The organism is Streptomyces sp. NPDC091280 (genome assembly GCF_044768565.1).
Taxonomy (GTDB): Bacteria; Actinomycetota; Actinomycetes; order Streptomycetales; family Streptomycetaceae; genus Streptomyces.
On sequence record NZ_JBIVUZ010000006.1, the window covers coordinates 126,505 to 143,344 of the forward strand.

At 72.8% G+C, this 16,840-nt stretch carries 19 protein-coding genes; 16 read left to right on the top strand and 3 right to left on the bottom strand.

The genetic code is table 11. The features are described 5' to 3' along the window. Positions 1-41: 41 nt before the first annotated feature. The 3 genes from ACIQPR_RS19350 to ACIQPR_RS19360 all read right to left on the bottom strand — a co-directional run bounded on the left by ACIQPR_RS19350 (position 42) and on the right by ACIQPR_RS19360 (position 2,605). On the bottom strand, positions 42-1,400 hold the full coding sequence (locus tag ACIQPR_RS19350; RefSeq protein WP_403649671.1) for an FAD-dependent oxidoreductase: 1,359 nt from the start codon (positions 1,398-1,400) through the stop codon (positions 42-44). Between the two features lie 119 nt (positions 1,401-1,519). Further along, positions 1,520-1,669, bottom strand: coding sequence for a zinc-binding dehydrogenase (locus tag ACIQPR_RS19355; RefSeq protein WP_403650607.1), 150 nt, complete (start codon positions 1,667-1,669; stop codon positions 1,520-1,522). A 6-nt stretch (positions 1,670-1,675) separates the two neighbouring features. Continuing rightward, entirely contained in the window at positions 1,676-2,605 is a 930-nt protein-coding gene (locus tag ACIQPR_RS19360; RefSeq protein ID WP_403649674.1) for an alcohol dehydrogenase catalytic domain-containing protein, read from the bottom strand. Positions 2,606-2,656: 51 nt separating this feature from the next. Between ACIQPR_RS19360 and ACIQPR_RS19365 the strand changes: the two genes are divergently transcribed. The 16 genes from ACIQPR_RS19365 to ACIQPR_RS19440 all read left to right on the top strand — a co-directional run bounded on the left by ACIQPR_RS19365 (position 2,657) and on the right by ACIQPR_RS19440 (position 16,810). Then, on the top strand, positions 2,657-3,451 hold the full coding sequence (locus tag ACIQPR_RS19365; RefSeq protein WP_403649677.1) for an SDR family NAD(P)-dependent oxidoreductase: 795 nt from the start codon (positions 2,657-2,659) through the stop codon (positions 3,449-3,451). Between the two features lie 117 nt (positions 3,452-3,568). After that, complete coding sequence (locus ACIQPR_RS19370; protein ID WP_403649680.1) at positions 3,569-4,681, top strand: acyl-CoA dehydrogenase family protein; 1,113 nt, start codon at positions 3,569-3,571, stop codon at positions 4,679-4,681. Positions 4,682-4,807: 126 nt separating this feature from the next. Beyond that, positions 4,808-5,596 (top strand): enoyl-CoA hydratase/isomerase family protein, encoded by a 789-nt coding sequence (locus ACIQPR_RS19375; RefSeq protein ID WP_403649683.1) that lies wholly within the window; start codon positions 4,808-4,810, stop codon positions 5,594-5,596. Further along, positions 5,581-5,964 (top strand): Zn-ribbon domain-containing OB-fold protein, encoded by a 384-nt coding sequence (locus tag ACIQPR_RS19380; protein ID WP_403649686.1) that lies wholly within the window; start codon positions 5,581-5,583, stop codon positions 5,962-5,964. Before ACIQPR_RS19375 ends, ACIQPR_RS19380 begins: the two co-directional genes overlap by 16 nt. Then, positions 5,961-7,109 carry a thiolase family protein gene (locus ACIQPR_RS19385; protein WP_403649689.1) on the top strand — a complete coding sequence of 383 codons (1,149 nt, stop codon included), beginning with the start codon at positions 5,961-5,963 and terminating at the stop codon, positions 7,107-7,109. The genes ACIQPR_RS19380 and ACIQPR_RS19385 overlap by 4 nt, the downstream gene beginning before the upstream one ends. 13 nt (positions 7,110-7,122) lie before the next feature. Then, positions 7,123-8,334 carry an acyl-CoA dehydrogenase family protein gene (locus ACIQPR_RS19390; RefSeq protein WP_403649692.1) on the top strand — a complete coding sequence of 404 codons (1,212 nt, stop codon included), beginning with the start codon at positions 7,123-7,125 and terminating at the stop codon, positions 8,332-8,334. Then, complete coding sequence (locus ACIQPR_RS19395) at positions 8,331-9,299, top strand: phosphotransferase family protein (RefSeq protein ID WP_403649695.1); 969 nt, start codon at positions 8,331-8,333, stop codon at positions 9,297-9,299. The genes ACIQPR_RS19390 and ACIQPR_RS19395 overlap by 4 nt, the downstream gene beginning before the upstream one ends. A 12-nt stretch (positions 9,300-9,311) precedes the next feature. Further along, complete coding sequence (locus tag ACIQPR_RS19400; RefSeq protein WP_403649697.1) at positions 9,312-10,526, top strand: acyl-CoA dehydrogenase family protein; 1,215 nt, start codon at positions 9,312-9,314, stop codon at positions 10,524-10,526. An 11-nt stretch (positions 10,527-10,537) separates the two neighbouring features. Next, positions 10,538-11,314, top strand: coding sequence for an SDR family oxidoreductase (locus ACIQPR_RS19405; protein WP_403650609.1), 777 nt, complete (start codon positions 10,538-10,540; stop codon positions 11,312-11,314). After that, on the top strand, positions 11,311-12,087 hold the full coding sequence (locus ACIQPR_RS19410) for an SDR family NAD(P)-dependent oxidoreductase (RefSeq protein WP_403649700.1): 777 nt from the start codon (positions 11,311-11,313) through the stop codon (positions 12,085-12,087). The genes ACIQPR_RS19405 and ACIQPR_RS19410 overlap by 4 nt, the downstream gene beginning before the upstream one ends. 206 nt (positions 12,088-12,293) lie before the next feature. After that, positions 12,294-12,920 carry a TetR/AcrR family transcriptional regulator gene (locus ACIQPR_RS19415; RefSeq protein ID WP_403649702.1) on the top strand — a complete coding sequence of 209 codons (627 nt, stop codon included), beginning with the start codon at positions 12,294-12,296 and terminating at the stop codon, positions 12,918-12,920. 112 nt (positions 12,921-13,032) lie between these two features. Beyond that, positions 13,033-13,383 (top strand): nuclear transport factor 2 family protein, encoded by a 351-nt coding sequence (locus ACIQPR_RS19420; RefSeq protein WP_403649705.1) that lies wholly within the window; start codon positions 13,033-13,035, stop codon positions 13,381-13,383. After that, on the top strand, positions 13,380-13,760 hold the full coding sequence (locus tag ACIQPR_RS19425) for a hypothetical protein (RefSeq protein WP_403649708.1): 381 nt from the start codon (positions 13,380-13,382) through the stop codon (positions 13,758-13,760). Before ACIQPR_RS19420 ends, ACIQPR_RS19425 begins: the two co-directional genes overlap by 4 nt. A 19-nt stretch (positions 13,761-13,779) precedes the next feature. Continuing rightward, entirely contained in the window at positions 13,780-14,130 is a 351-nt protein-coding gene (locus ACIQPR_RS19430) for an EthD family reductase (protein WP_403649711.1), read from the top strand. A 47-nt stretch (positions 14,131-14,177) separates the two neighbouring features. Next, the gene (locus ACIQPR_RS19435; RefSeq protein ID WP_403649714.1) at positions 14,178-15,710 is read left to right on the top strand and encodes a class I adenylate-forming enzyme family protein; all 1,533 of its coding nucleotides are present in this window, start codon (positions 14,178-14,180) and stop codon (positions 15,708-15,710) included. After that, positions 15,707-16,810: an MBL fold metallo-hydrolase gene (locus ACIQPR_RS19440; RefSeq protein ID WP_403649717.1), complete on the top strand. Its 1,104-nt coding sequence runs from the start codon at positions 15,707-15,709 to the stop codon at positions 16,808-16,810. The genes ACIQPR_RS19435 and ACIQPR_RS19440 overlap by 4 nt, the downstream gene beginning before the upstream one ends. Positions 16,811-16,840: the final 30 nt, after the last annotated feature.

Here is a 16,840-nt window from a genome sequence, read left to right on the forward strand (position 1 = left end):
CCGGAGGGGCAAGCCTCGTGCACGGGATTTGTGCGGAGCCCTCAGCGCCCGGTCGCGGACGGTGTCCCGGCGAGCGCGGTGCGTGCCGCCGCCAGACCGAAGACCAGGGCCGGGGCCAGACCGCCCGCGTAGGCGCGCCGGTACAGGCCGCCCGCGTCGGCGCCGGCCGCCAGCAGGCCCGGGACCGGCGCCCGTCCGTCCGAGGCCGCCGACAGGGCGCGCGCTCCGGCGTCGATCAGCAGACCGCCGAAGGTGAACGTGATCGCCGGGGCCGCCTCGACGACGTAGAACGGCGGTTCGTCCAGGGGGAGCCGGTCGAGGGCGCGGCCGGGCGTCGTGCCGCCGTTCGCGCTCGCGGCGGCGTTGAACTCCTCGATCCGGTCCCGGATCGTCGCGCCGGGATAGCCCCACTCCTCGGGCATCGAGGCGAAGTCCTCCAGGCTGTCCGCCACCGCGCACCGGGCGCCGGCCCGATGGCACAGCTGGAACTTGTCCACGCCGGGGATGCCCGCCACGTACGAGGCGGTGATCCATTCCCGGTGCACGCGCGCGTCGGCCACCAACAGGCCGCGCGCGCCCGGTCGTTCGAGCAGCGCCATGGTCGTCAGATGGTCGCCGACCGTCTCGTCCACGAAGCGTTCGCCGGTCGTGTCGAACAGCAGGGCGTGCTCGCTGTAGTAGAGCGCCAGGTCGACGAAGCGTGCCGGGTCCGCCAGCGAGACGCCGGCCGGCATCAGATGGCCGTAGAAACCCGCGTCCTTCTTGCCGAAGGCCGCGCCCGCCGAGCGCCCGAGGGCGAGTCCGTCGCCCCTGCTGTGCGGGTTGGCGCGCAGCCCGATGCCGGCGGCCCGGGGGTGGATGTGCTCGGCGCGCAGGTCCGGGTCGCCCTGGAAGCCGCCGGTCGCCAGGAGGGTCCAGCTCGCCTCGACGCGGCGCGGGGAACCGTCCGGCAGCACGAGATCCGCCCCCTTCACCACGCCGTTCTCCGTCACGAGGGATGTGGCCGAGGTGCCGGTCAACACTTGTTGGCCCCGGTCGCGGATCAGGCGCTCGCAGGTGTCGAGGTAGTGGTTCGTGTCGAGCTGGTGCCCCCGGCCGAAGCCGAGCACCGGCACCGGTGGACGGCAGTCCACGCCGAGCGACCGGATCCACGCCACGCCGTCGGCGAACCCGTCCAGCAGGGCGGCGGCCAGCTCCGGGTCGCCGTCCGGATTGACCCGGCGCATCTCCTCGACGGTCGGGGCCGTCCACACGAAACCGGCGAAGCGGGCGGAACCGCCGGTGCGCTCCGCCTTCTCCACCAACGCCACCGAGCCGCCCGCCGCGGCCACGCGGGCGGCGGCCGAGAGCCCGGCCATGCCACCGCCGAGCACCAGCAGATCCACGTTGTCCGTATCCATGACAGGTCCCACCGCTTCCCTTCCGCCGACTGAAATATGACGCTAATTGAACTCACTTCTGGAGTCGAGGGGGTGGACGGCAGAGGATGCGGCCGCTCGCGTTTCGGCCGCGTGGGCCGTCAGTCGGGCACCAGGACCGCGCGCCCCCGTACGGCACCGGTCCGCAGCCTCCCGATCGCCTCCGCCGCGTCCGACAGTGCGAACCGCTCGACGTCCGCCTTCAGCACGCCCTCGCGGGCCAGCGCGACGACCGCCGTCAGCTCGGGCAGCGTTCCCTAGAACGGCAGTGAGATCCGTGTCCCGGGCGGGAGCGTCCCCGGTTTGCGTACGGCCACCTCGCCGCCGCCGCTGCCCACCACGGCCAGCTCGCCGCCCGCCCGCAGCACGGCCACCGCGAGGTCCAGGCTGGACCGGCCGCCGACGAAGTCGAGCACCGCCGCCGCCCCGGCACCGCCGGTCCGCCCCCGTAGGACGCTCGCCGTGTCGGGCCGCAGCAGGGTGCCGAAATGGGCTCCGCACGCGTCGGCGAGGGCGAGCGCCTCCTCGCGCACGTCCACGGCCAGGACCTGCGCGGTTGTCGTGGCGCGCAGGATCTGGACGGCGAGATGTCCGAGACCGCCGACGCCGAGGACCACCACAGAGGCGCCCGAGCCGTCGCCCACGGCATGCCGGACCATGGCCACGGCGTGGTACGCGGTCAGCCCCGCGTCCGACAGGGGCGCCGCCCGGACGGGGTCCAGGTCGCCCACCGGGACCAGCAGCCGCCCGGACGGTACGAGCAGCAGGTCTGCCATCCCGCCGTCGCGTCCGAGTCCCGCCCCGGTGCCGGTCCGGTCGGCGTCCAGTGCCGGGCGCCGGTCGCAGTAGTTCTCCGCGCCGGCCGCGCAGCGCGCACAACTCCCGCAGCCCCAGGGGCCGTAGACGAGTACGCGCTCGCCGGTCGCCGGTCCGGTGGCCAGTGGGCCGCGGTGCAGCACCCGGCCCGCGACCTCGTGTCCGAGGGTGAACGGGAGCCGGTAGGGGAGGGCTCCCGGTCGGGCGTCGATGACATGCAGGTCCGAACGGCACAGGCCGGCCGCCTCCACCTCGATCAGCACCTCTTGGCCCTCCGGGGTACGGGACGCCACCTCGGTGAGGACCGGTGGGCCGCCCCAGCGGGTCAGCCGGACCGCTCTCGTTCGTTCGTTCGCCCTGCCTGTTGACATACGGGGGAGAGTAACAAAAATGAAGTCAGTTCAGGAGATGGGAGTGTGCCTATGAGTGGTGAGCACGCGGGGCGTTTCGATGGGCGGATCGCGCTCGTCACTGGAGCGGGATCCGGCATCGGAGCGGCCGTCGCGCGGGGACTCGCCGCGCAGGGCGCGGACGTCGTCGTCACGGACGTCGACGGCGCGGCGGCCGGGGCCACCGCCGAGCACCTGCCGCGAGCGCACCCGCTGACCCTCGACGTGGCCGAGTCCGCCCAGGTCGACACCGTCTTCGACGAGGTCGTACGGCGGCACGGGCGGCTCGACGTCCTGGTGCACGCGGCCGGTGTGGACGACCCCGTGGCCAAGGAGTGGATCGCCGAAGCGCTGGTCGCGGACCGGCCGCCCGAGGTGACGCGGCGGCTCGGGGACGACGCGTGGCGGCGCGTGATGCGCGTCAATCTGGACGGCACGTTCCATGTGCTGCGGGCGGCGCTGCGGGTCATGGTGCCGCGCCGGTCCGGGGGCGTCGTCACGGTCGGTTCCTCCTCGGTCTTCGACACCCAGGCCGGCTATCCGCACTACGCCGCCTCGAAGGCCGACGCGCACGCGGTCAGCCAGTCCGTCGCCAAGGAGGCGATCGCGTTCGGCGTCCGCGTCAACACGGTGGCGCCGGGGCCGACGGAGACCGGGATGGCGGCGCGGACACCCGCGGCGCTTCGGCGTGGGTTCGCCGATCCCCGGGTCCGTTCCTACGCCACGGCGGAGGAGATCGCCGACGTCGCGCTGTTCCTGGCGAGTGCGGAGGCGGCGAATCTGGTGGGGGCCGTGGTGCTCGCGAACGGCGGGAGGTTCACGGTGTGAACGTCCAACCCGGCCTGTTCCGGAGCGAGTTGGCTACGACCGGTCGCGCCCGCGCGACGGAACCGCGCAGGCCGCGGACCCGCGCCCCTCGGGTGGATTCGAGTGAGGGAGGTTCGAATGTTTCGGCTCGACATGGGTCCCGAAGCGCTGCTGGAGACCGACGAGCAACGTCAACTGCGCGCGGTCCTGCGGGACTTGCTCGGCGCCTGTGATGTCCGCGCAGAGGTGGAGAACCCGCGCGGATACGACCGGGCGCTCTGGGACCGGCTCGCCCGCGAGATCGGGGTGCACGGGCTCGCGGTGCCCGAGGAGTACGGCGGCGCCGGGTGCACGTTCGCCGAACTGGGCGTGGCCCTGGAGGAGTTGGGGCGGGTGCTGTGTCCCGCGCCGGTGCTGAGCACGGTCGTTCTCGCCGGGCACGCCCTGGTGGCGAGCGGTGACCGACAGGCCTGTGCGCGCTGGCTGCCGGGCATCGCGTCCGGTGGACTCACGGCCACGGCAGTCGGATTCCTGCACCCGGCCGGCCTCACCGCCGAGCGCGGCCCCGACGGCTGGGTGCTGCGCGGAACCGCCGATTTCGTGCCCGACGGCGAGGGCGCCGAACTGCTGCTGGTCCTGGCCCGCGCTCCGGACGGGGAGCGGCTGTTCGCCTGCGAGCCGGACGCGGCGACGTGCGAACGGACGGCCCGCCGGGTCCTCGACCCCACGCGCCGCCAGGCGCTGCTGCGCTTCCGGGGCGCTCGGGCCGAGCCGGTCGGTGACCCCGCGACGACGGCCGCGACCGTCGACGCCGTGCTCGACGCCGGTCGGGTGGCCCTGGCGGCCGAGCAGGTCGGCGGCAGCGCGCACGCCCTGGACGCCGTGCTCGACCATGTCTCTCGACGGACTCAATTCGGGCGGCCCATCGGCTCGTTCCAGGCGGTCAAGCACCGGCTGGCCGATCTGCTCGTCGCGATCGAGGGGGCACGGTCGGCCTCGGCCTACACGAGCGCCTGCCTCGCCGCGGGAGCCGATGGACTCCCGCTCGCCGCGAGCGCCGCGGCGGTGGTGTGCACCGACGCCTACCGGCTCGCCACCGCCGAATATGTGCAGCTCCACGGCGGGATCGGGTTCACCTGGGAGCACGCCGCCCATCTCCATCTCCGCCGGGCGCGGGCCGACGAGGCGCTGTTCGGCACGGCCGACGACCACCGGCTGCGCCTGGCCGGACTGCTCGGCCTCGCCGACTGATCGCATCGGGGCCGATCGCCTCAGGGTCGATCGCCTCAGGGTCGGCCGATCGCCTCCCGATCCATTGACAGGGACATCCGTCCGACCACAGAATCGAACTCAATTCAGTTCAGTTTGGAGGAGCTCATGGCAGTCGAAGACGAGATCCAGTTCGAGCGCGACGGACACGTGGCGCGGGTCTGGCTGAACCGCCCGCACAAGAAGAACTGCGTGACCGTGCCGATCCTCGACCGGCTGGACGAGATCATCACCGAGGTCGACGCGGACCCCGAACTGCGCGTGCTGGTGCTGCGCGGGCGCGGGAACACCTTCTGCTCCGGGTTCGACCTGGACAGCCTCAAGGCCGACTTCGTGGGCAGGTCCAACGCCATCGACGTCGCCGTCCTGTCCGCGAAGGTGTGCGACCGGCTCTACTCGATGCGGACCCCGTCCATCGCCGTCCTCGAAGGGCATGTCACCGCGGGCGGCTTCGAGTTGATGATCTCCTGCGACTTCGCCATCGCCGCGGACGACGCCCTGATCGGCGACTTCCACATCCGCCGCGCCCTGTTCGGCGGCGCCGGCCCCATCTACCGGGTGCCGCGCATGATCGGCGTCCGCAAGACCAAGGAGCTGATGCTGACCGGCAAGCTGCTCACCGGGGTCGAGGCCGCCGAGTTCGGTCTCATCAACTCCTCGGCTCCCGCCGACAAGTTGGACGCCACGGTCGAGGAGTTCGCCGACCAGCTCGTCGACAAGAGCCCGTTCACCATGTGGATCACCAAGATGACCATCGACCGCAGTCTCGACGCCGACATCCAGTCGCTGATGGTCATGGAGCACCTCGCGGTCGGTGTGATGCTCAACTCCGAGGACGCCGCGGAGGGCGTGGCCGCCTTCCTGGAGAAGCGGGAACCGCAGTGGAAGGGGCGCTGACCGCCGTGCCGTCGCGCACCGGGGGCCGGCTGCGCGGCTCCCGGTGCGCCGACTGCGCGGTGGCCGCCTATCCGGCCGACCCGGCGTGCCCGCGCTGCGGGGGACCGGCCGAGCCGGTCGTGCTCTCCGGCACGGGCACGCTGTGGACCTGGACCGTGCAGCGGTACGCGCCGAAGTCACCGCCGTACGTCCCGCCCGCCGCCGGATTCACGCCGTACACCGTCGGCTACGTCGAACTGGCGGAAGGGGTACGGGTGTTGGCGGTCCTGGACATCCGGCCCGAGGACGCGGAGATCGGCATGCCGCTGACCGTCACGGCGGGGGACGGAGTGCCGAGGGCCACGAGAGCCACGAGGGCCGCCGGATGACCGCCGAGGAAGTCCTCGTCTGCGGGGCCGGGATCACCTCCTTCGCCCGGACCCAGGAGAGCGGCCGACAGCTCGCCGTGCGGGCCGTGCGGGACGCGCTGGCCGACGCCGGACTGCCGTGGTCCCGGGTGCGCGCGGCCTACGGCGGCAGCGACGCGGCGGGGAACGCCGACACCCTGGTCGCCGAACTCGGCCTGACCGGCGTCCCGTTCACCAATGTGCGCAACGGCTGCGCGACCGGCGGCAGCGCGCTCGTCGCGGCCGTCCACGCGATCCGCTCCGGGGCCGCGGACGTGGCCCTCGCCGTCGGCTTCGACAAGCATCCGCGCGGCGCCTTCGACCCGCGCCCCGCCGACTGGGGACTCGACGAGGCCTACGGCCGCGACGGGTTGATGGTCACCACCCAGTTCTTCGCGATGAAGATCCAGCGCTACCTGCACGACCACGGCATCAGCCCGCGCACCCTCGCCCTCGTCGCCGAGAAGGCGTACGCCAACGGGAGGCTCAACCCCCTCGCCTGGCGCCGCGAACCGCTCGACGCGGCCGAGATCCTGACGTCCGGCATGGTCAACGACCCGCTCACCCGGTACATGTTCTGCTCGCCGGGCCAAGGGGCCGTCGCCCTGGTGCTGTGCAGCCGGGCCGTCGCCCGCCGGCTCGGCAACACGCCCGTGGCGCTGCGCGCGGCCGTCGTACGCACCCGGCGGTTCGGCTCCTTCGAGGTGTTCAGCCCCTGGGCGCCGACCGGGACACCGACGAGCGTGACCGCCGACGCCGCCCGACTCGCCTTCGAGGAGGCCGGGTTGGGGCCCGGTGACATCGACGTGTGCCAGTTGCAGGACACCGAGAGCGGTGCCGAGGTGATGCACATGGCCGAGTGCGGGTTCTGCGCGCACGGCGAGCAGGAGTCGCTCATCCCCTTCGGGGCCACCGGCATCGGCGGCTCCCTGCCCGTCAACACCGACGGCGGCTGTATCGCCAACGGCGAACCCGTCGGAGCCTCCGGACTGCGCCAAGTCCACGAGATCGTGCAGCAGTTGAGGGGCCGGGCGGGCGAACGCCAGGTGCCCGGCGAGCCCGCCACCGGCTTCACCCATGTCTACGGGGCGCCCGGCGTCAGCGCCTGCACTGTGCTGACCCGCTGAGAGGAGGACCGCCATGGACGGCACACCCGACCCCGACGAGTTCCGCGCCGAGGCCCGGCGCTGGCTGAAGGGCGCGGCACCGGCGCGCGCCGCGCACCGGGAATGGGGCAGCGGCGACGACTCGGTGGCCGTCTTCGAGAACTGGACCGAGGCCGAGGAACGCGCCCACACCGACCGGACACAGGACTGGGAACGCACCCGGTACGACCAGGGCTGGGGCGCGATCGGCTGGCCCCCGGAGCACGCTGGGCGCGAACTGCCCGCGTACTACGAGCAGTTGTACCGCGCCGAGGAAGCCGCGTTCGACGTGCCCCGGCGCACCGAGATCTTCCCGGTCACCCAGCAACTGGTGGCCCCCGCGATCCGGATCTGGGGCACGGACGAACAGAGAGCGCGCTGGCTGCGCCCGATGCTGCGCACGGACGAACTCGCCTGCCAGCTGTTCTCCGAGACGGAGGCGGGTTCCGACCTCGCCGCCGTCCGCACCCGGGCCATACCGAACGGCGACGGCTGGACGCTGACCGGCCACAAGATCTGGACCTCCGGCGCCCGGGTCGCCACCTGGGGTGTCGCCGTCTGCCGCACCGACCCCACCGTGCCGAAACACGCCGGCATCACGGTCTTCCTCGTCCGCATGGACGCGCCGGGCGTCACCGTACGGCCCATCCGCCAGATGACCGGCGGCGCCAGCTTCAACGAGGTCTATCTGGACGACGTGTTCGTGCCCGACACCGACCGGCTCGGACCGGTCGGCGCGGGCTGGCGGGTGACCCTCACCGTGCTGGCCGCCGAACGCCTCGACTCCGGCGGCCTGGGACTCGACAACGCCGATCGCGCCCTCGACCTCGCACGCCACCTGCCCCGCCCGCTCACCGGCGGCGAACAGCAGCAGGCGGCCGACCTGTTCACCCGTTCCCTGGTGCAGCGGCTGATCGCCCTGCGCGTCACCGCCGCCCTGGCCGCCGGTCGCGAACCGGGCGCCGAGGCCTCGGTCGGCAAGCTGCACGCCACCGCCACCATGCGCGCCACCACCGACCTGGTCCAGCAACTCCTGGGCCCACGCCTGGCGGTGGACACCGGAGAGTGGGGCACCTTCGCCTGGACCGAGCACCTCCTCGGCGCACCCGGCTACCGCATCGCCGGCGGCAGCGACGAGATCCAGCGCAACATCCTGGCCGAACGCGTGCTGGGCCTGCCCAAAGAGCCTAAGGAGGAGCGACGTTGACCACCACGGCAGGGACCACCGCACTCGCGGCCCGGGTCCGCGCCCGCCTGACGGAACTCCACCCCGGCCTGCCCGTGGGGGAGTTGCGCACACTGCCCGGAGGCCATTCGGGGCTCACCTACCGCATCGCGGCGGGACCGGTTCCGTACGTCGTGAAGGCCGTGCCGCCCGGACAGCGCCCCCTCGGCCGCAACGACGTGCTCCGACAGGCCCGCGTGCTGCGCGCCCTCGCCGGATCACCGGTGCCCGTGCCGGGCGTGGTCGCCGTCGACATGACCGAACCGGCCTGGTTCGCCATGGAGTTCGTCGACGGCGAGGCCGTCGAGCCCGTCCTCGACGAGCACCGCCTCGACCCGGGACTGTGCCGGGAACGGATGCTGGCCCTGGCCCCCGTACTGAGCGAACTGCATCGAACCGACGCGCCGGACGCCGAACCCCTGGACCCCGCAGGCGAGTTGGAACGCTGGAGCCGCACCATGCGGGCCGTACCGACCGAACTCCGGCCGGGCGCCGAGGACCTGCTCGCCGCCCTCGCCGCCACGATCCCCGACCGCGTGCGACCCACCCTCACCCACGGCGACTTCCGCCTCGGCAACGCCCTGTGCCAGGGCGCACGCCCCGCCGCCGTCGTCGACTGGGAGATCTGGGCCCACGGCGATCCGCGCATCGACGTCGGCTGGTTCCTCCTCTTCGCCGACCACCGCAACTTCCCCCGGCTCGGCCGCGCCGTCCCCGGCCTGCCCGGCGAGGACGAACTGCTCGCCGCCTACCTCGACGGCCGGCCCGCACCCCCCGACCTCGACTGGTTCCGCGCCCTGGCCCGCACCAAGATGGCCGCGATCATGGGCCACAACCTGCGCCGACACCGTGAGGGCAAGCACCACGACCCCGACCAGGAACGGCTGCCGCCCACCATCGCGGCGATGATCCGCACCGCGCGCAACCTGCTCGCCCGACGGTCCTGAAGGAGCGACACCATGGATTTCGGACTCTCGCCGAAGGCCGGCGAACTCCGCTCACGCATGGCCGCGTTCATGACGGAGCACGTACTGCCCGCCGAGGACGCCTACGACCGACAACTCGCCGAGGCCGCCGATCCGCACGAACTGCCGCCCGTCATGCGCGCGTTGCAGGAGAAGGCGCGCGCGGAGGGGCTGTGGAACCTGTTCCTCGCGCACGGCACCTGGGGCGCCGGACTCACCAACCTTGAGTACGCGCCGCTCGCCGAGCTGGCGGGCCGCTCGATCATCGGCCCCGAGGTGTTCAACTGCTCCGCCCCCGACACCGGCAACATGGAACTCCTCGCCCTGTTCGGCACACCCGAACAACAGGACCGCTGGCTGCGCCCGTTGCTGGCCGCCGAGATCCGCTCCTGCTTCGCCATGACCGAACCCGAGGTCGCCAGCTCCGACGCGCGCAACATCCGTACCCGCATCACCCGCGACGGCGACGAGTACGTCGTCGACGGCCACAAGTGGTACACGTCCGGCATCCTCGACCCGGACTGTCGGCTGATCGTCCTGATGGGGGTCACCGACCCCGACGCGCCCGCGTACCGGCGGCAGAGCATGCTGCTGATCCCGCGCGACACCCCCGGGATCACCGTGCTGCGCGACCTGCCGATGTTCGGCTACACCGACCGCTGCGGCCACGGCGACGTGCTCTTCGAGAACGTACGGGTCCCGGCGTCGGCGATGCTCGGCGGCGAGGGCGACGGATTCGCTTTGGCGCAGGGGAGGTTGGGCCCCGGCCGGATGCACTACGCCATGCGGGCCGTCGGATTCGCCGAACGCGCACTGGAGCTGATGTGCCGCCGAGCCCTCAACCGCCGTGCCTTCGGAGGGCCGCTCGCCGAGCAGGGCGTGATCCGGGAGTGGATCGCCCGCAGCCGGATCGAGATCGAGCAGCTACGGCTCCTGGTCCTCAAGTCGGCCTGGCTGATGGACACCCAGGGCAACGCGGCGGCCCGCACCGAGGTCGCCGCGATCAAGGTGGCCGCCCTGGAGGTGGCGCACCGGGTCGTCGACCGGGCCGTCCAGGCGCACGGAGCGGCCGGGGTCAGCGACGACACCGTACTGGCACGGCTGTACGCGATCACCCGGGCGCTGCGGATCGCGGACGGTCCGGACGAGGTGCATCTGCGGACGGTCGCCCGGCGTGAACTGGCCGGATATCAGGAGGAGTTGGCGTGAACGGAAAGCCGCTGTACGGGCCGGTCCTGGACGGCCGGGTCGCCGTCGTCACCGGTGGCTCCCGGGGCATCGGCCTCGGGATCGCCAAGGCGTACCGGGAGGCGGGCGCCCACGTGGTCGTCGCCGCCCGCAAACCGGACGGACTGGCCGCCGCCCGCGCCGAGTTGCTGCGGATCGAGGCCGGCGGCGAGGTGCACGAGGTGGTCGCCAACGCCGGGGAACCCGAGGACGCCGAGCGCTGCGTCGAGGAGACCGTGTCCCGCTTCGGGCGCCTCGACGTCCTGGTCAACAACGCGGCCACCAACCCCTACATGGGCGATCTCCTCGACCTCGACCTGCCGCGCGCGGAGAAGACCGTACGCGTCAACCAGTACGGCATGGTCGCCTGGACCCGCTGCGCGTGGCGGGCATGGCTGCGGGAGCACGGGGGAGCGGTCGTCAACATCGCCTCCGTCGGCGGACTGATCGTCGACCCGCACATCGGCTGGTACAACGCGACCAAGGCGGCCATGCTGCACATGACCCGCCAACTCGCCTATGAACTGGGCCCGATGGCACGCGTGAACGCGATCGCGCCGGGACTGGTCAAGACCGAGCTGGCCCGCGCCGTATGGGAGCCGCGCGAGCCGATCCTGACCGCGAGGCTGCCGCTGCGCAGACTCGGGACGGTGGAGGACGTGGCACACGCGGCGGTGTTCCTGGCGTCCGGGGCCTCGTCCTGGATGACGGGGCAGACGCTAGTGCTGGACGGCGGGGCGACCGTGCTGCCGATCGGGGTGGAGGGATGACCGAGGCGCTCGCGGACCTGTTCTCGCTGCGCGGCAGGACCGCCGTGGTGACCGGGGCGTCGTCCGGGCTCGGGGCCCGGTTCGCCCTGGTGCTCGCGTCGGCGGGCGCCACCGTCTTCGCCGCCGCCCGCCGCCCGGAGAGACTCAAGGCCCTCGCCGACGAGGATCCGCGCATCCGTCCCGTCGTCTGCGACGTCTCGCGCGAGGCGGACCGCGTGCGGCTGATGGAGACGGCGCTCGACGAGACCGGACGGGCCGACGTGCTGGTGAACAACGCGGGGGTGTCCGGCGCGGTGCGCGCCGAGGACGAGAGCGCCGACGACTTCGCGGACGTCCTGGCGGTGAACCTGGTGGCACCCTTCCGGCTCGCGCGGCTGCTCGCGGAGGCTCCGGCCCACGGCGACGGTCGCGGGACCCGGTCGGTCGTGAACGTGTCGTCCGTCCTGGGCCTGGTCTCGGGCGCCCCGCTCGGTGGCGCGGCCTACGCCGCCTCCAAGGCGGGACTCGTCGGACTCACCCGTGAACTGGCCGGACAGTGGGGGCCGTCCGGGGTGCGGGTCAACTCGCTCGCGCCTGGCTGGTTCCGCTCCGAGATGACCGACGGACTCTTCGCCGACGAGGGCGCCCGGCGCTGGGTCGAGCGCGGCACGATGCTGGGACGGGGCGGCCGGCGGGGCGAACTGGACGGCGCGCTGCTCTATCTGGCCTCCGACGCGTCCGCCTACTGCACCGGACACGTGCTCACCGTGGACGGCGGGTGGACGGCGCGATGAGGGGCACGGTCGAGGCCGCCCATTTTGTATGGCCCGGGGGTGGGGGTGGTGGTTCGGGAGCGCAAGGTCGCGCGGTCCGGTGGCGTACCGGGACCGGGTCCGCGGGATCTCCGGCCGATCTTCGATTCGTAGCCGACTTGAACTTGGGTCTACTCTCGGACGACCGGACGGCGACGGACACCGGCCGTGGAGACGAGGGAGAGACGATGGCGAGGGCACGGATCGTGGATCCGGAGGAGGGGCCCAGGTCGAAGCGTGGCGCGATCCTCGTGGCGGCCGTGGAGCGGTTCGGCGAGGACGGCTACGAGAACACCAAGTGGTCCGAGGTGGCCGACCGGGTCGGCATCGGGCAGACCGCGCTCTACCACTACTTCGAGTCCAAGGCCCACTGCCTGCTCACCATCATGCGACTGGAACTCCAGCGCTCCCACGACCAGTTCGTGGAGGCGACGAAGGACGAGACGGACCCGGTGGAGGAGGTGCGGGCGGCGGTGCGGTCCGCGTTCGCCGTGACCGAGCAGGAGATCCGCCAGATGCGCATCCTCCAGGCCAACATGTCCCTGCTCGCCACCCCGCGCAGGTCCAAGCGCGAGGAGACCGAGCGCGTCGCGGCCCGCCAGCTGGTGCAGATGGTCGAGCGGGACTGGACGAGCCTGCTGATGCGCGGCATGTCGAAGGGCGCCTTCCCGCTCCGCGACGCGCACACGCTGGGACTGGCCGTCCTCGGCATGATCGTCAGCGTGTGGCGGTGGTACCGCCCCACCGGCGCGATCCCCCTCTCGGAGATCAGCGAGATGATCGAGGGATGCGTGGTGCGGATGGTCGCCGAATAGTCCCCGCCCCGCCCCTTGTCGGCGGCGGGGCACCCGTCCTACAGTCAAACTGAACTGAACTCAGGTTGTTTGAAGATGCCGGGAATGTGACGCTGAGGGAGTGCGATCGGCAATGGTGCTTCGCGAATACATGGCCAGAATGGACGGCCAGGACCCGGAAAAGGCCCTCGAACTCCTGGAACCCGACTTCCGGTTCCTGATCACGCTGCCGAGCGGCGGACGCGCCGGCACGTCCCGCGCGGACTTCGCCGGCTACCTCGCCGGCCGGAACGCGGTGGACCGCAGACACGAGATCGTCCGCTACTCGGTCGACGGCGACGTCGAGACGGCGTACGGCTTCGTCGTCGACGACGGCGTGACCAGCGGGGCCTTCCTGTCGGCCGTACGGGTGTCGCCGGCCGGGCTGATGGCGCGCTACCAGTCGTTCTTCACCCCGGACTTCGACCTCGTGGACCGGCCGTGAGCGCGCCGGCCGCGTCCGCCGCGCCGTTCCTGACCACCTGGTTCGGGATCCTCGACAGCGACGACGCCGACCGTATCCTCGGCCTGATCAGCGACGACTTCTCCTTCTCCATCCTGTTCTCCACGGGAGGCGACGCCGGCACCGACTTCCACGGCGGCCGGGCCGAGATGGAGGGCTATCTCGCCCAGCGCGAGGTGGGCACCCGCACCCACCACCTGCTCACCGGATCCGTCGTCGGCCGCGACGAGCTGTACCTCGGCGAGGTACGCAGGGCGGGGGTACCGGAGGCGACCTTCGTCGCCTCGGCCCGGCTGGACGACGCGGGCCGGGTGCGGCGGCTGCTGATCGGACGCTCGCCCGCCGTCCTGTTCACCTGAGGAGACACGGAGAGCCGCGATGTACAACCTCGTCCTGCTGGCCGCCCGGCCGCCCGAGTGGACCCACGAACGGTTCATCGCCTGGTGGCGCACCGAGCACGCCGAACTCACCCGGCGCCTGCCCGGACTGCGGTCCTGGCGGCACACCGACATCGACACGGCCCTCGAACCGCGCTCGGAGGGCTGGGACGGCCTCTCCGTCCTGGGCTTCGACACCCCCGAGGACCTTCGTGCGGCCCTGGCCAGCCCGGAGTGGGCCGCGGCCGTCGCCCAGGTCGGCGGCATGCGCGGACGCCGGATCGCCGTCATGGGCGGCGAGGCGGAGCTGTACGCCGACCCGGCGCGGGGCGCGGGGCACACCGGGGCATGACCGGGGCCACCCCGGAGCGCCCCCTTCGCAACGAGGCGAGGAAGCGGATGCGACAGACAGTACGGGAGTTCCAGCAGCGGTCCGACCGGGCCGACTTCACGGCCGTCGTCGACGACCAGGGACCGCACGGCGCGCGTGAACTCCTGCGGCGGGCACACGAGTTGGCCCAGGCGATGACTCCGGACGGCACATCCGGCGGCACCGTGCTCCTCCAGGCCGACAACTCCTGGCGCACGGTCGCGGCGACCCTCGCCGTGGGCCTGACCGGCGGGGTCCTGGCCCTCGTCAACCGGCACACGACCCGCGCCGAGTTCACCGCCGCCGTGGCGGACATCCGGCCGGACGTCCTGGTCGCCGAACCGTCCGCGATCCAGGAGTGGGACGCCGTCCCCGCCCTGCCGGCCGCGGTGACCGCCGAGGCCCTCGACGGCTGGACGGTCCGCGCCGGACTCGGCCCGCGCGATGTCTCCCGCTGGTCCGGCGGCAGCCTCATCGGCCTCACCTCCGGCTCCACCGGCCGGCCCAAGGGCGTCGTCCAGTCCGAGAGCGCCCTGCGGTACGCCTGCTCGTGCACGGCCGACGTCAACGGACTGCGCGAGGGGGACGCGGTGGCCGCCGTCGTCCCGCTCTCCTCGACCGCCGCCTACTGCTTCGGGGTCTGCCTCGCCCTCATGCTGGGCGGGCCGCTCGTCCTCGCCGGCCGCTGGGACCGCGAGGAGGCACTCGCGCGGATGGCCGCCCACGACGTCCGGTGGACCATGTGCGTACCGACCATGGCCCTTCAACTGGGCTCCGCCGCGGCCGGTTCGCAAGTCCTGCACGGACTCCGCGCGATCACCGTCGGCGGTGGCCCCATGGACCGCGGGGCGCTCGCCCGCGCCGAACGCTCCCTGGGGACGCGGATCCTGCGCGTCTTCGGCATGTCGGAGTGCCTCGGGCACACCTCGCCCCGGCCCGAGGACCCCGACGAGATCCGCCTCGGCCGCGACGGACGGCCCTTCCCCGGCACCGACCTCAGGGCCGTCGCCCCGGACGGCACCCCGCTCGGCCCCGGGACGACCGGCCGCGCCCAGGTCCGCGGCCCCTCCCTCTTCCTCGGCTACGCCCGTGACGGCAAGGTCGAACCGCCCGCTCTCACCGCGGACGGCTTCTTCCCCACCGGCGACCTGCTGGTGACCGGCGAGGACGGCACGGTCACGATCATGGGCAGGGAGAAGGACGTCATCATCCGCGGCGGGCGCAACCTCGACATCACCGAGATCGAGCGCGCCGTGGCCACCCACCCGGCGGTGGCGCGCGCCTGTGTGGCCCCCGTACCGGACCCGCTCCTCGGCGAACGCGCCGCCGTGCTCGTCGTGGTCGAGGACGGCGCCGGCGAACTCGGCCTCGACGAGATCACCGCACACCTCGCCCGCACCGGCCTGTCCAAGGCCAAGTGGCCCGAATTCGCCTTCACCGTGGACGAGTTGCCGCAGACCACGGTGGGCAAGCTCGACCGCTCCGGCGCCCGCGCGCTCGCCCACGACCTGCACGCGGGACTCACCGCGCACCCCGGGCACCACCGGCAAGGAGACGCATGACCACCCCCACGACCCGCGACTCCCGTCTCGACCGCGGCCGTTGGGCGCGGCCGGAACCCGAGACCGTACGGCCCGGGGTCCACCGCATCCCGCTCCCGCTGCCGGAGGACGGACTGCGGGCCGTCAACGTCTACGCGCTGGAAGGGCTGACCGAGGGACTGGTCCTGATCGACGGCGGCTGGTCGATTCCCGAGTCCCGCACGGCACTTGAGAACGCGCTGGCCCGACTCGGCCACGATCTCGGCGAGATCGACCACATCCTGGTCACCCACATCCACCGCGACCACTACACCCAGGCCGTCGAACTGCGCAGACTGCTCGGCTCCCGAGTCCACCTCGGCGCGGGGGAGCGGAACGGCCTGGAACTGCTGGGCGAGCTGCGCACGGACGCGCCGATCGGCTCACTGGAGACACTGCGCCGCGCCGGGGCCCACGAACTCGCCGAGCGGGTCGCCGCGATGTACGACGGCGCCTTCGACGCGAGCGTCTGGGAGGCACCGGACCGCTGGCTGGACGCGGAGGAACTCCGTTTCGGACAGACGCGGTTGACGGTGATACCGACACCGGGCCACACCCAGGGGCACGTCGTCTACCTCGACCGGGCACGGGGGCTGATGTTCTCCGGGGACCACGTCCTGCCGCACATCACCCCGTCCATCGGCTTCGAACTCGGCGGCCCCGCACTGCCGTTGGGCGACTACCTGGACTCGCTGCACCTGATGACCACCCTCGCCGACGCCCGGCTCCTGCCCGCGCACGGCCCGGTGGGCGACAGCGTGCACGCCCGGGTCGGCGAACTGCTGGCCCACCACGACGACCGGCTCGCGGAGGCACGCGCCGCCCTCGGCGACCGCGCCCGCACCGCGTACGAGGTGGCGGGAGACCTCGGCTGGACCCGGCGCAGAGTGCCCTTCACGGACCTCGGCACCTTCGACCGGATGCTGGCCGTCAACGAGACGGCGGCGCACCTGGACGTGCTGGTGGACCGAGGACGGGCCCGGTCCGCACGGACCGACGGGGTCGACCGGTACACGGCGACGGCCGGTCGACGCCCGACGAGCACAACGACGAGCACAACGGCGCGCACACCGACCGGCTGACCGCGCCGACCGGTCGCCCCTCTGCGCCGG